Source organism: Stappia albiluteola, assembly GCF_014050225.1.
GTDB classification, from domain to species: Bacteria; Pseudomonadota; Alphaproteobacteria; order Rhizobiales; family Stappiaceae; genus Hongsoonwoonella; species Hongsoonwoonella albiluteola.
In genome coordinates this window covers 14,734-28,476 of record NZ_JACFXV010000069.1, presented here as the reverse complement: position 1 = coordinate 28,476, position 13,743 = coordinate 14,734, and the positions used below count along the sequence as shown (strand labels likewise).

General features: G+C 63.5%; 15 protein-coding genes and 1 pseudogene. 1 reads left to right on the top strand and 15 read right to left on the bottom strand.

Annotated elements, in window-relative coordinates:
- The 11 genes and pseudogenes from H2509_RS20625 to H2509_RS20575 form a co-directional block, all read right to left on the bottom strand.
- Positions 1-580, bottom strand: a pseudogene (locus tag H2509_RS20625) (hypothetical protein); the annotation flags it as partial.
- A 69-nt stretch (positions 581-649) separates the two neighbouring features.
- Positions 650-1,126 (bottom strand): hypothetical protein, encoded by a 477-nt coding sequence (locus tag H2509_RS20620; RefSeq protein ID WP_182164842.1) that lies wholly within the window; start codon positions 1,124-1,126, stop codon positions 650-652.
- A complete protein-coding gene (locus tag H2509_RS20615; RefSeq protein WP_182164844.1) occupies positions 1,127-2,197 on the bottom strand; it encodes a hypothetical protein in 1,071 nt (356 codons plus the stop codon). It lies immediately after the preceding gene.
- Positions 2,194-5,739 (bottom strand): host specificity factor TipJ family phage tail protein, encoded by a 3,546-nt coding sequence (locus H2509_RS20610; protein ID WP_182168361.1) that lies wholly within the window; start codon positions 5,737-5,739, stop codon positions 2,194-2,196. The genes H2509_RS20615 and H2509_RS20610 overlap by 4 nt, the downstream gene beginning before the upstream one ends.
- On the bottom strand, positions 5,703-6,119 hold the full coding sequence (locus H2509_RS20605) for a hypothetical protein (RefSeq protein ID WP_182168360.1): 417 nt from the start codon (positions 6,117-6,119) through the stop codon (positions 5,703-5,705). The genes H2509_RS20610 and H2509_RS20605 overlap by 37 nt, the downstream gene beginning before the upstream one ends.
- Positions 6,116-6,646: a DUF1833 family protein gene (locus H2509_RS20600; protein WP_182168359.1), complete on the bottom strand. Its 531-nt coding sequence runs from the start codon at positions 6,644-6,646 to the stop codon at positions 6,116-6,118. Before H2509_RS20600 ends, H2509_RS20605 begins: the two co-directional genes overlap by 4 nt.
- A complete protein-coding gene (locus tag H2509_RS20595) occupies positions 6,643-7,011 on the bottom strand; it encodes a hypothetical protein (protein WP_182168358.1) in 369 nt (122 codons plus the stop codon). Before H2509_RS20595 ends, H2509_RS20600 begins: the two co-directional genes overlap by 4 nt.
- Positions 7,012-7,015: 4 nt before the next feature.
- Positions 7,016-9,361, bottom strand: coding sequence for a hypothetical protein (locus H2509_RS20590; RefSeq protein WP_182168357.1), 2,346 nt, complete (start codon positions 9,359-9,361; stop codon positions 7,016-7,018).
- Positions 9,362-9,590: 229 nt separating this feature from the next.
- Positions 9,591-10,118: a hypothetical protein gene (locus tag H2509_RS20585; protein ID WP_182168356.1), complete on the bottom strand. Its 528-nt coding sequence runs from the start codon at positions 10,116-10,118 to the stop codon at positions 9,591-9,593.
- Entirely contained in the window at positions 10,115-11,086 is a 972-nt protein-coding gene (locus H2509_RS20580) for a phage tail tube protein (RefSeq protein ID WP_182168355.1), read from the bottom strand. Before H2509_RS20580 ends, H2509_RS20585 begins: the two co-directional genes overlap by 4 nt.
- Positions 11,087-11,296: a hypothetical protein gene (locus H2509_RS20575; RefSeq protein ID WP_182168354.1), complete on the bottom strand. Its 210-nt coding sequence runs from the start codon at positions 11,294-11,296 to the stop codon at positions 11,087-11,089.
- Between the two features lie 307 nt (positions 11,297-11,603).
- Here H2509_RS20575 and H2509_RS20570 point away from each other — a divergent pair, with 307 nt between their 5' ends.
- Positions 11,604-11,870, top strand: coding sequence for a hypothetical protein (locus H2509_RS20570; protein WP_182168353.1), 267 nt, complete (start codon positions 11,604-11,606; stop codon positions 11,868-11,870).
- A 4-nt stretch (positions 11,871-11,874) separates the two neighbouring features.
- On the opposite strand, the gene H2509_RS20565 is transcribed toward H2509_RS20570, so the two are convergent.
- The 4 genes from H2509_RS20565 to H2509_RS20550 are packed head-to-tail and all read right to left on the bottom strand — an operon-like array spanning position 11,875 to position 13,705.
- A complete protein-coding gene (locus H2509_RS20565) occupies positions 11,875-12,336 on the bottom strand; it encodes a hypothetical protein (protein ID WP_182168352.1) in 462 nt (153 codons plus the stop codon).
- On the bottom strand, positions 12,323-13,003 hold the full coding sequence (locus tag H2509_RS20560; RefSeq protein ID WP_182168351.1) for a DUF6441 family protein: 681 nt from the start codon (positions 13,001-13,003) through the stop codon (positions 12,323-12,325). Before H2509_RS20560 ends, H2509_RS20565 begins: the two co-directional genes overlap by 14 nt.
- A complete protein-coding gene (locus tag H2509_RS20555) occupies positions 13,000-13,314 on the bottom strand; it encodes a head-tail joining protein (protein WP_182168350.1) in 315 nt (104 codons plus the stop codon). The genes H2509_RS20560 and H2509_RS20555 overlap by 4 nt, the downstream gene beginning before the upstream one ends.
- Positions 13,315-13,324: 10 nt before the next feature.
- Entirely contained in the window at positions 13,325-13,705 is a 381-nt protein-coding gene (locus H2509_RS20550; RefSeq protein ID WP_182168349.1) for a hypothetical protein, read from the bottom strand.
- Positions 13,706-13,743: the final 38 nt, after the last annotated feature.

The following is a 13,743-nucleotide window of genomic DNA, read 5'->3' as shown; positions in this document are numbered from 1 at the left end:
CGGCGCTGCCGGCGGCGAACAGAGCCGCGCCGGTTACGGCCGGATTGGCGAGCGTGACGCCCGTAAGCGTCAACGCACCCGTTGCCTGCGCGATCGACAGCACGTCGACATAGTCATTGCCCGATCCGGAAGGCGAGCGCTGGATCTTGAGATCGTCCGAGCCGAACAGCCCAAGCCGAAAACGGTGCGCCCCGCCCCGCTGTAACAGCAGGCCCGCTGCGCCGGCCGCTTCCGCCTTGTCGAGGCTCAGAAGCTTGTCGTCGCCGCTGACCGACAGCACGGACGCCGTGGCCGTCGCCAGCGCCCCCACCTGCTCCAGCACCGCCGCCGCCGTGTGGCGGGCCACAGACACTTTAAGGATCGCATAGGTAACGCCAGTCGCCGTCGCGCCGGCATAGGGCCGGTCGAGCGTCAGCGCCTCATCGCCGCCGATTGCCGCGATTTCATAAAAGGCCGACCAGTCGCGCGTGAAAAGATCACCCACCCGCGCATTGGCACCCTTGGTCAGCTCTGCGCCGGCAATGGCAACCGACGCACTGCCATTGGTGACCGTAGCTAAGCCGATCCTGTAGCTGGACATGCAGGTCTCCAGATAAGCAAAAGGCCCGCGATCGCGAGCCTTTGGAAGGTCAGAAAGTGGGGCGGAAGGTCAGTTGAAGGTGCCGGCAACCATCCGGTATTCGACCGTCAGCGCGGGAAAGACGACCGGCAGGCTTGCCGAGGTCCAGGCCGAATAGCTGGTCGCGATCAGGTAAAGCTTCTCGTTCATGATGCCGGCGCCAAGTGTCTGCCAGAACCGCAGGCTGATCGCGCGCTGCCAGTTCGCCTGTATCAGGGCCCCGCCGCCGAGCACCATCCATCGGTCGCTGCTGTAGTAGTTGCCGTTGCCGGTAACCCGGATCATGCCTTGCGCGAGGCTGGCATAAGGCCCCACATCGGCAACCGGAAACCGCTGCCAGCGGACGCCCGTGCCCGACGAGCCGGACACTGTCCTTTGCGGGATGACGATGCTGCCGGAAAAGATCGTGTCAGGGATCAGCAGCATTCTCTTGTCGGTGTCGAGCGTCGTCTTGCCCGCGCTGTTGACCGTCACCAGCCTCCCGTCGTTATAGTCGAAGTCCCGCATTCACGCCCCCATCCCGATCACCGGCCGCCCGTGATAGATGTCGTTTTCATCGGAATAGCCCGACGACGGGAATGGGTATGCCGCGTTTGGCGTGACCGAATGCGGCACCGGAATTTGAAAATTGTCGAACTCGCCATAGGCCACGTTCTCGCCGAACGCCGCCGGGATGCTGTCGCCACCGTCAAAACCGTCCAGCACGAGCTGGCGCTTTTCGCTGTCGAACTTGCCATCCGCCACGACGAGACGACCGGCCAAAGCGTCCAGGATCAGTGCGTAGGGCGGGCCGCCGACCGCAAGACCCGACTCCATCGAATAGTCGGTGATGAAGATCTTGTAGGCGATCGTCAGGTCGTCCCGTGGCGTGTTTGCCGGCGCCAGTTGGCGGCGGAACATCAGGAACACATCGTTGATGTCGGCACCGAGATCCAGCGTCATATGAGTGTATGGCTCACCGTTACCAGGCAGCGACCCCGCGAGGGGTACAGTACCGCTCCACGGCACCGTGATATTGCCGAGATAAGTCGGATAGGTTTGCGACCAGTCATAGTTGCGCGCATTGGTGATCGCCCCGAAGACGAGGGGCGTATACCCAAGGCCATGGCTGAAGATCGGCTGGAACTTCTTCGAATAGGCGTCGACGCCGTCGCTATTTACGTTCATCGTACCTTCGATGACGTTCACCACCGAAATATACGGCAAGTCCGAATGGAACTTGACGCGGCTCAGATCCGAAAACGGGTCGGCCTCCAGCGCCAGATCCTCCGGGCCGTAGTAGATCGACACACGCCCGGCCTGCCCGTCCGCGCTGAAGACCACCTCGCCCGCTTGCGGCCCAGGGAGATGATTGGTGTGCTCGATCACATAGGCAATGCTGGTCCGGTTGCCGCGCGGCCAGCCGGAATAAAGCCGTAGCTCGGTATTGCTGACGACCTCGGCGATCTCCATCACCGCGTCGCCGTCGCAGACCAGCCAGTCGCCCGGCCTGACATTGCCGACGAACTGCGTACTGTTGCCCGTCACGCGATTGGTGTAGGCCGAAAGTGAGATCGTGCCGGCCGAATAGGTCGTCATGCGATGATCCTGATGCGTTTGTTGTCGAGATCGATGAGGAACTTGCCATCCTCGGACTGCATTTTACCGGCGGTAACGGTTCCGACACTCGCGGCATCCAGCGTCGCCTTGCCGTTCTCGAAATAGATGCCGCGCGACATATTTGCGCCGTCCGAAAAGAACACCTGATCGACCATGAAGACCTTGCGGCTGCCGCCCCCGGTCAGGAGCTGGAGCACTTCTCCCGCGCTCTCGAAATCGGGCGTCTCCGGCGTACCCCTGTTGAGCTGCACGACATATTCGGCCGCCACGCCTGCCGGCAGCGTGCCCGCCGTCGCCGAAAGCCGGTAGAAGCCGCCTGCGGTCGCTCCGTCGACCATGGCGGAGACTTGGGTAATCGCTGCCGCATTGGCGCTGATGTCGTTGCCCTGCTGCATCACCGTCGTCGTCAGGCCGTTCAGGACCGTGGCGTTCGCGTCGACCGTGCCGGTCAGCCCGGAAAGATCGCTCATGAGTTGAGTGATCGACAGGGCTTGCGACGTAATCGTGCCTTCCGCCGTCGTCACCCTGGCGTCCAACGCCGACAGGGCCGACGCATCGGCCTTGCCCTCTACCGTCGCAGTGAGGTCGAGGATTGACGAAGCCAACGCTGCGGTTTCAGTGACAATCGCAACGTCGAGCCGCGATACCTCCGCCTGGAAATGCACGCCGGCGCGCACCGCCTGCGCCGTCAGCTTGTCCGATCGCTGCTGGATCGCAATCATCGCAGCCAGCGCGCCCTCGGCCGCCTGCTCAGACAGCCGGCGGACATAGGCGAGCGAGTCCGGATTGGTCTCGTCGTCGTCCAGATAGGCCAGCAGCGACCGCGCCGCCGCATCCATCTGTGCCCGGCCAACCGAGCCTTCAATGACGCTCGTCGCTTCTATCGGCGTGCCCGGCGGCACACGGATCTCCGGCGCGACGGCCGCCACAGCCTGATAAGCCCACGGGCCACGCCCCGAGCCCACACCCGCCATCCGGACCGTCAGGGCATCCGTGCGCACTGCGACCGAAAAAGCCGGCGAAGACCCCTCGTAGACAGGTGTCCAAACCGACCCGTCATACGAGATTTCAGCGACAAACGACCTTGCCCCTGCCGGCCACCGCGCCGATACGCTGAGATGGCTTTCGGTAACGCTTATTTCCCGATGTGCCTGAAGATCAGTGATGACCGGCAGTCCGGATGATGGCGGCAGCAAGCCCGGGGTCGGCAGCGCCGGTATCGATATTCCCTGATCCGCCGAATAGACTGCCGGGTCATCGATCACGACTTCCAGCGATACCTGCCCGCGTTCCGGCTCCATCTTGAGAACCTTGCCGCGAAACGCGAATTCTATACCTTCGCCGAGGAGGTAGGTCGGTGCCTCGTCTCCGTTGTCCTCCAGGTGATCGTCGATTGGCCCGATCTGCGCCGTCACCAGCGCAAGATCGCCCGCGTCCATCGTCACGACGCGAGAACCTGGCACGAAGTTGACCTTGACCGGCCCCCACTCGCCGCCATGCTTCAGTCGTATGCGGATATAGGTGTTTGCCGGATCGGTTTCGGGAGCTGCCGACAGCGTAAGATCGTTGCCGATGACCGCCTCGACAAATCCCGCAGATCCCCATGTCTGCGGCATTTCCGACTGGACAAGCACCGTAGATCCGCGTTTCAGCAAGCGGCCTTCCAGCTCCGTGCGGAAACGCACTGTCGTACGCCGGAAGAAATTGTCCGCCGCCAGATGCATGCCCTCGCGCCAGACGTGGTCTCGGTTCGTCTGGCCGATAGCTCGCACCCGCGCAGGTACCTGCGATGCCGACTGGGCGATCGAACAACGGACTTCCTGCAAGCTCCAGCTCGTCTCGTCCATGTATTCGACGATCACGTCGTCGGCGGAATCCTCGCGGTGCAGGATGTATTCGACCTCGAGCGAGCCACGCACGATATTTCGGTCGCTGAAGACCTGCGAGGCGAGCTGCCTCTGCTCGTCGCGCACCATGGATACCTTGTCGCCAAGGAAGGAAATCGACGCTCGTCCGGCGGCCAGTACCGTATTGATCGCATCGAAGCGGGTTCCTCGTGTGTCGAAGACACCGTCGAAGTGATCGCCGCGCGCTTCCCACACCTGGTCATAGGACAGGAACTCCGCCAGATCGACGCGGGCGGACTGCAACCCGGCGCCATAAACCGGGTTCATGGCGATATCTACCGCCGCCCATGCGATCGAGCGCGTCGGTTGATCCACCCATGCGTTGCCGTCCCATACGGGCAGGATGCGCGTCTGTACCAGCGACACCTGCCGCGACGATTGCGAAGTGAGCTGCTCGTTCGCCCGAACGCGCATCGCCATGGTCGAGATGTCGGAAAATGCCTGAGGCCCGTCAAGATGCGCGCGAAGGCCACCCCATTCTAGGCGGTCCTGAACGCGGTCATCCTCGCTCCAGGCATTGTCTCGCCGGGCCCGGACCTCGTAGCGACCGGGGCTCACTTCCATTCGGTAGGTACGCCTGTGCGGCGTAGCCGTTGTCAGGGTCACGTTGTCCTGGGCAAGCACCATCCAGTCGCCGGACGGAATCCCGCTGTCGTCGATCTCTCTGTATTCGAAGGTGAAGGAAACAGTTGCGCTGCCCTGGCTCGCGTCGTCATTGATGCGATAAAGGCCTTGCGGCAGGATGATATCTACGGACAGTTCGTGCGCTTTCTCGCCTGCCGGCACGGCCGTATAAGGGCCAATCCACTGGATGTTCGCCAGCAGTTGCCCGGCTACTTCCGCCGAGGTCTCCACCTGGACCGGAAAGGCGTCGATTTGCTCGCCGGGATCGTAGAATGTGATCTCCAGGTCGTCGACCGCGCCGGTGTAGCCGCCGTCCTTCCGCCAGACCACGGTCTCGCCGATCCGCACATCCTCGACGTCCGAGCGGCCCATGCCCCGGCTGAACAATAGGTAGAGATACTGATCGTTGCCGTCGAACTCCTGATAGGGATCGGAGGCGTAGTCCGGCCGCAGGATATGGCGGCCATACTGGACGGGGATCGGTTGGAAAAGCCGCGCCTGATTGCCCGAAAACGACGTCGAATAGGTCGGAGAGGCTTCCAGTTGCGCGGCCGCTGAGGCAGACGGGCGCGGCGCCAGCAGCGTGTTGATCAGAATACCGCCGCCGGCAAGAATCACGGACCCCGCGATCCCGGCGACGAGGCCCGTGGCCGAAGCGCCGAGCGCGGTCGCGATCAGTCCGCCGGCGTAGGGGGCGAATGCGGTCAGAACGATCAGCGCCACGATACCGAGCACGTCCTTCACGCTACCGCCAGCCGGAAGAATGATCACCGTGAGGTTTTCGCGCGGCGCAAGAATCCTGTTCCACCCAGCGCGAAGGACCGGCACCCCGTCCACCTCGACATAAAAGACAAGGCCGCCCGGGATATGCGCAACCGCATCGGCAATGGTCATACCGAACACATGCGACACGGGAATCGGGGTACAAGGCGCGGCCGGCGCCGCAAGGCCGGTCAGGTGACCGGCACCAGAAACGTTTGATATCGCCATCCCGCAAACCGCAATGTTTCGAGGGTTTCGAAGACGACCCCCAATTTGGGGGTCGCGTGAAGGACGCCGCCTCCGTCGATGCCGACAAAGGCGCCGATATGGATGGGAAGTCGCGAGCGGCCGAGCATGACGGCCGCTCCATGCACGGGCGCGGGGATCTCGCGCCAGTTCTCGCGCTCCCCGTGATGCAGCAGTGCATCGCCCTGCGAGGCAGCCGTCATGCGCTCCAGGACGATGCGGGGAAGACCGTCGCGCCCGAGGATGCGCTGCACCTCGCAAAAGAGGCCCCAGCAGTGATATCCGGGCCTTTCGTCGGTATTCGAATAAGGCGAACCGATGAGCGCCTGAAGCGCGCCCAATGCATCGGGAGAGACGCTCATGACAGGGTCCGGAACTCATCCCGGGTATAGACTTTCCCCGGGAACAGCCTGTCTTGCCAGTCGTTCAGTTTCGCAATCGCCGTCGCCCGGGCATTCGTCACCTTGACGTTGCGAAGCTCGATGCCGTCGACGCGCTGTTGCGGACCGTCCAGACCGACGATGTATTCCCGCCAGGTCGCCACGATCGGCGCGCGGATGCGGACCGCCGCCTGCAGATGCGGGTGAATCTGCGACGAAACATTGTCGATCCAGAAACGGACCTGAGGCACCTGCCCCTCGCTGGACGAGGGCGGTTCAAGCCCGAAGGGCATTGCGGTGAACATGACCGTCTCGCCGGCATTCATCACCGCGTCGTCTTCCAGCAAAAGGGCTACGTCCTCCCCGTTCAGAACGAAACGCAGAGCGATCGTCGCGCCTTGCCCGTTCACGAAGGCCGGATGGCGGAGCTCGATCGTCTGCAGGATCGTGTCGGACGTCCGCGAGGCGTAAGCCTCGCGGATCGCGAGCGTTCGAAGATCTTCGGTCAAAGCTGCACCTTGAGCGTGAGCGAGACGATGACCGCGCGGTTGCGCTGCTGCGCCTCGAAAGGGTTTTCGCCGGCAAGCTGCACGGTTTTTTCCTCGAAGCTGCCGCCAAGCCAGACAGTCATGCGGAAACGCTTGCTGCCCTTTTCAAGGTCGTCGCTGACAAAGGCGTCAAAGCTTGCGAATTCGGTATCCGTCATCCGGATCGACTGTGCAATTTGCCGGTACTGGACCGTCCCGACCGGCCGCACCCGGTCGTTGCCAGCTTCGAATTCGGTCCGCACCGCCGGATTGAATGGCCGGCTGATGCGCCAGCTCGACCGTAGCGGCTGGTGCGGCACCCCGGCGGGCCAGGTTGGCAAACTCATGCATTTACCCCGTCAGTCCGTTCGCCCGGCTTAGCCCGAAGCGGCGCTCGATTGCCGATGCCACCGGGCCGCCCTCCGAAATCCCCTGGGCGATATGACGCTCCACCGGCCGCAGCAGGACGTCGATTTCCTGCTGCCCGTTAGGCCGCTGGCGCTGCCGCACGTCCGGCTCCACATTGCCCTGCGAATAGACATTCACGATCGGCGGCAGTGGCGCGGCCCGGGTCGTCCCCGCCCCAGTCCCGGACGCCAGTCGGGCAACCGAGGCAAGCCCTTCCGCCAGCCCGTCACGAATGGCAGTGGCAGCGCCGATACCCGCCGGCCCGAACCCTGCCGGAGACGGCGACAGCATGTCGACGCTCGGCAGGATTCGTCCGTTCTGGTCCGGCACGAAGACCTCGGTCCGCTTTTCGCCAACCAGATAGGCGCGGCCAGCCTGCACCGGGCCGCCGAACTCGCGGCGGCCGGCAATCAGATCGCCGAAACGCTGCCCGATCGTCGAGATTAGCGAACTGCCACCGCCGTTTGGCGTGCCGCCAAGCAGGTTGCGAAGCGTGTCGTTCGTGAAATCCCTTGTGATCTGCAGCGCGAGGTTCTTCAGAAGATCCCCGAAACTTCTCGCCTCGAAAATCGCGTCCGTCAGGGCGTCGGCAATCGTGTTGCCGGCCTCCACCATCGCATCCTTGAAGCTGTCGGCGCGGCGCTCAAGCAATGCGATTTGCGCCGCCGCGGCACCTGCGCCGATTCCGTTTTCGGCGATGTCCTGCACGCGCAGGAGCGCCTCTTCCGTATCCTCGGCGGCCTCGAGATATTCGCGAAAGGCCGCCACACGCGCGCGGAAGGCCTCATCATCGCCAACACCCGCCTGCGCGCCGTCGCCGCCGACCGCCCGATCGAACGTCCCGGCGGACTGCAATTCGGAGATCCGGGCAAGCCGATCTTCCAGTTCTTCCGCCGGCGTATTGGCGGCCCGGAGGATGCCCTCCACCTCGCGCAGCATGCGCGCCGCTTCCCGGTCGGCGTCGCTCTTGGTCCGAGTGCCGCGCTCGACGATCTTCTGGTAGTCTTCCTCGGCTTTCCTGCGCGCCGCCGCCCCCTGTTCGGCGGTCAGCAGGCCCTGGCTTTCCAGACGGCCGATTTCCTCAAGCAGCTCCTTGTATTTTTCTCCCTCCGTTACGAGACCTTCAAGGATCTCTCGCGCTCGTTCTTGCGCCTCTCGGCTTGGTTCCCGGTTGCCGCTCGCGGAAGTGCCGGCACCGACTTCCCGTCGCTTGATCTCCGCCTCGTATTCCTGCCTGATGGCGTTGAGATTGCCGATTTCCGCAAGCGTCTGATCACGAAGACGCTCCAACTCTCGCCTTTGAGCAGCAAAGATTCTGCCTTCTAGTTGTCTGTCGATATCTTTTAGTTTTTCAAAGGCTTCGTTTATTTCATTGTTTGTATCGTTCAACTTTCTCAGAAGCGATCGATCAGTCAGATTTTCGTTGTCTTGTAGGAAATCGAATAACTCATACGTCGAATTTGCAACATTAACGAGAGCACTATTCCACTGATCGGATATAGTTCTGGAAATGCGAACATATATCTTATCTATTTGCTCGGCAGACTTGATAATCTCTTCGGTCTGAACGCGACCTAATTCATGCGCTTCCGATATGGTCTGGCGAATCCCCTCCGCGCCCTGGTCGATCAGGGCGACGAACTGCTCGCCGGCAGTGCCGCCGAAAAGCTCGTCGGCAATGCGGATCCGTGCCGCCGTATCGAGCTGCTCCAGCCGGCCGATGATCTCCACCAGCAGGGCGGAAGGATCCTTCAGCTTCTCTTGAAGTTCTTCCGCCGAGAAACCGAGCCGCTCGAATGCCTCGGCCGCCGAGCCGCCACCGGTGAAAATGAACTCGTCCGCGCGAAGGTTCAGTTCCTTGATGCCATCCGTCAGCGCATCGACCGCGATGCGGTTTTCCTCCGCGACGAAGGCCAGTTCCTGGAAGGATTCCACGTCGATGCCAGCGCGCCGGGCGGCAAAACCGATCTCCGCAATTTCGGCCGACGCCGACCGAAGACCCAGCGTCAGCGCGCCGATGGCTACCGCCAGGCTGGTTCCGATCGGGCCAAGTGCGGAAAGCGCGGCGCCTGCCGGGCCGAGTGCGCTGGCAAAACCCGACGCGCTGGACTTCAGGCTGTCGGCAGCCGCGTCCACCGCCCGGAGACCGGCATTCGCCGGCTGGCTGGCCCGCTGGATACGCTTCAGGGCGGCCTCGCCTTCCTTGCCGAAGTTCCGCAGCGCCGCTTCCACCACCTTGCCGTCGCGCGCAACAAGACGGATGCCGACTTCGTTGTTTCGCGGCGCCATCCCTAGGCATCCTCTTCATCTGTTTCGCTTTCAGGCTTGTTGGCACGGGCGACGAACCCGGCTTCGAAAGCGGTCAGGCAGGCCATGACCAACGCCGGGTCGAGGCCCTGCCCGACGATCCGCCTCAGGGCCTCCCCGGTGTCGAGACCGTCAACCCGGCCGGAAAAGCCGTTGACGCGCCAGACGCCAGCCTGGCCGCAGACCTCCGCCGCCGCCCGACCTTCCGGTGTCAGGGGCGCTTCCTTGCGCGACGGGCACCGCGTCCCGCAGTCGAGACCTTGCTGCCGGCATCCGTTGCAATAGGCGCCGCCGCCCCGGCCGTACCAGCCGGCGAGGCGGCGAAGCCGTTTCCCTCGGCTTGCTCCAGATGGACCGCCCGGAAGGCCAGCCTTTCGAACGCGGCGAACAATGCGCTTTCCAACAGGAAAAGCCCAATCGAGCGGCGATCGAGCGGTGCAGGCTGGCCGTCTTCGCCCGCCACGCCCCGCCAGCCGGACACCACCTGCTCGAAGACGAGCGCCGCCGCCAGGAAGCGGCTCAGCCCGACCAACCCCTTTACGTCCGTTGCCGGCGCCGCTTCCGGCAATCCGAACTCGGCGACGGCATGCGCGCCGGACAAGGCCGAAGCCACCATCCGGGCCGCCTCGTCCCGCGCTTGCGCCAGTTCGATTGACGAGGCCGGGCGCATGGTGACCTTGACGCCGAACGGAAAGGTTTCTTCCTTCACGCTGCGGTCAAGCGGTTTCAGGATGATCATGCATAGGCCTCGATTGCGTTGGTGACGGTCACGGTCAGCATCGGCTCGCTGTCCGTCTGCTCCGCCGTCCAGTTGAAATCCGCCTGCAGGCCGCCCGGCCCGGAGATCGGCGCGAAGGCCTGCTTCTCGAAACGCACGGCGGGCATCGAAAACACAATCTTCTCATTGGCCGAATTGGCGTATTCCAGCTCCATCGCCACCGGGTCGCCGGCCTGCATGATGTCGTAATAGGCCTCGTTGACGTAGCGCACCCGGCCCGTGCCGCTTGCCACCGCATCTCCGTCGAGATTGTAGCCGGACAGGTACTTGCTGCCGTTGATCGCCTCGTCCGGCTCCGGGTTGTTTTGGTAGGAAAACGACCCGCCCAGGAAGTTCGCCGCCAGCACCCCGTCGATGCGCAGCAGGCCGACCGCCGCCGCCACCGGTGCCCGGTCCAGCACCGACGCCGGCATGCCGCCGCCGCTGGCGCCAAGCCTCACCTGGTTGCGCCCGACGAGCGACACCGTTGCCTGCCGGAAGCCGCCGGCCCGCGCCGTGTCGAAGGACAGGCTGGAGGCCAGACAGCCGATCGACTGGAAGAAGGACGCCCCGGCCCGCTTCTCGATTTCCACCGTCGTATAGGGCAGCACCTCGCTTCCCGAGGTGAAGGTGTGCGTGTAGGGCCCCGCTCCGGCGCTCACGCCCGCCCCGAACAGCATTTCCAGCCAGATCGGGAAATGATTGATATCGATCGGGATCGTGATATCGCCGGAAAGCGAGGCAAGACCCGGCGCCGGCCGCGTGCGGTCCCGGTTGTTCGCCCGCGGCGTTCCGAGCAGCGGATCGTCCTCGAAGGGTTCCGCCTCGCCCAGGCTTTCGGAATAGAAGAACGTGCGGACATAGTTGCCGCCCGCCGGCGTCGCGAAATCCGCCTGGGTGCCGAGCAGCAGGTTTGCCGTCTTGCCGCGCGGCGTCGGTGCCGTTCCCATCTACGATGCTCCTTGTGTTCCGGCGATCTGCAGATCGCGCAAGCTGGCGCGGCGCGCAGCGCCCGCCGTTTCCAGATCCGCCGCCCGATCAAGGTCGAGCGTCACCACCGCGCCCCGCTGGCCAAGCCCGTCGACGGGCGCCAGCAGGACGCAGGAAACCGTTGCCACCGGGGCCTCCCCGGCGGGTTCTTCGTCGCCTTCAAATGTCATGGTGTTGTCCTGTCAGTCGGGCGGCGAGCGCCCGGTCAGTTCCCGTTGCGCAGGCCTCCGGCCAGCGGATCGATGACAGTATGATTCGGTAGAAGCACCGAGCTACCCGTGATCTTGCTGAAATTCAGCCAGCCGATCTTTGCCCCTGCCCGCCGCCGATTTGTCGTTAGTCGAAAAATCATGATCGAATGGCTGCGCGAAAACGGCCCCGCGAAGGGACGATAAAATTTCAGCAGGATCGACTTTTTGGGCTTGATTTTTACAACTTCAGCGCGTCCCCTTCCTCTCCATTAATTGGAGAGGCAATATGTATTACGGTATTTGCGTGTTAGCTTCCTTGCTCGTCGGATGGATGGCACAAATCGGCAAGAAACAAATCGGTGTTCTTTGGGGCGCGATTACCTTGTCCACCTTGCTAGTTGTTCACGCCTTGACAGGAAGTCACTTCCAAAACTTTTATTATCAATGGGGTATTGACCAGACGTTTAGTTTACATGTCGCGCAGTATTTCTTTGGCGTCGTCGTACCCACTGCTATATTGGTTCTCGCCGTAGCCAGCTTGCCGGAGCGATAATCTCTCAAAACGGCCGGTCGGATCGAAACAGGATCTCCAGCGTCAGTTCCGCGCCCTTCACATTGGCGACCCCGTCGGTCGCCAGGTTCTCCCGCCGCAGCCCGGTCACTTCGCAAAAATCCGCCGTCTGCCCAAGCGTTCTGTCCGCCGCGATCGCCGCTTCCATCGCCCCGGCGATCGACGCGATCGCCGCCCGACGCGCCGCGTCCGTTTCGGCCTGCACGACGATCTCCACCGTCGCGCGTTGCGCCAGCTCGTACCCGTCAGCAGCGGCGCCGAGCGCGACATCCTGCTTCTCGAGATCCCCGTCCACGAGGTTGACATAGGCCGATGCGCCGATGCCGAGCGCCTCGAAGGCATCGTCCAGCGTTTCGTTGCGCTTGATCTCCGGCACGTCCGGGCTTGCCGCCGCTGCTGCAGATAAAACCGCGTGCAGGGCGTCGAGCACTTCGTCACTGCGAAGCATTGCCAAGCCTTTCCGAAATCTTGCGGGCGACGAGGCGCGGGTAGAGCGCTTCGGCAGCCGAGCGCACCGTCTCGATATTCAGCCGTTGCCCAAGCCGCACCTGCTTCACCAGCACATACATCAGCAACCGCTCGTCCTTGATCCTGCCTCTTGCCTTGGTCCGCCGAGACCCGCCGCGCCGGCCTCGGCTTCGGCGGAATCCTTGCTCGGCGATGGCGTAGAGGACACGCCCGCCACTGCCCTTCTTCGGCAGAACGCGGAGGGAATCGAGCCCGAATTCCTCAAGAAACCGGCTCATCGATATTGGGGCCGAACCGCGACCCCGGCGCGGCGTGAATTCTGTCGGGATCGCCAGGAACCCGGCCTCGCGGGACGAGCGGATCGGATCGCCTTGCGAAAATCCGCGAATAATCTGCGGGGCCTTGGAATAGATGATCGCCGCCGGCTCCAGCGTGACAATGCCCTTTCCGGGATATGCCTTTCTCTGCCAGGTCCTCGCGAGCCTTTCGCCAAGTCCCGCGCCCGTCACCTGCTGCCGCAGACGACGCCGGACCACCTCGCTTGCCTCTAAGGTGCCGTCGTAGATCGCCTTGGCGACCTCCTTTCGCTCCGCCTCGAGGTACTTCGCAAGATTGCCGACAAGGGCGAGGCGAATTTCTCGGGTCATACCGGCACCGCCTGGCAGGTCCAGATCAGGCGGGCCGGGTCCTCGATCCGGGGCTGGCCTTCCACCCTCATGACCTGCCCTCCGATATCGAAATGACCGCCTTTCGCGGGAGAGGCTTCGGACGCGCGCACCTGGACAGTAACAGCCCGGACGAGCGGACGGCTTTCGCCGAAGCCCGCCGCCGTATCCTCGTCGCGCGACCGGAAGACGCGCACGGACACCGGCTCACCGCCCGGCGCCGTGTAGGCGCCGACGATGCCCAGTTCCTCGAAGCGGGCATCGACCACAAGGGCGGCAAGTTCCGGGTCCATTGGATGCTCCTCAGATCATGTTCGTCTGGCCGGCCTGCAGGGAAGCCCAGGCGATATCGCGTTCCTCGGCCGTCACGTCATAGCCGAGGCGTTTTTCGAGCTCCGCCAGAACCGGCAGGCCGGAGCGGGTGAAGTGATCGTCGTTCTCGTCGTCGAGATCCTTCACGGCCGCGACGATCGCCGCCGTCAGTTTTTCGCCCTTGGGCTTTACCGGGGCCGGCTTCTCGGCAGCGCTGACCGGCGGCCCCTTGTATTCGCCATAGCGGGCGAGCATCGCTTTCGCCTCGCTTTCCGGCAGGTCGATCACCTCGCCGGGCTTGCGATCCTTGCCGTCGATGACAGCCGTGACCGGCAGGCGCACCGGCACCGCCTTTTCCTTTTCCCTTGCCATTTCTGGATTTCCTGAATTTCGAGGAGAGGACCGCGCGA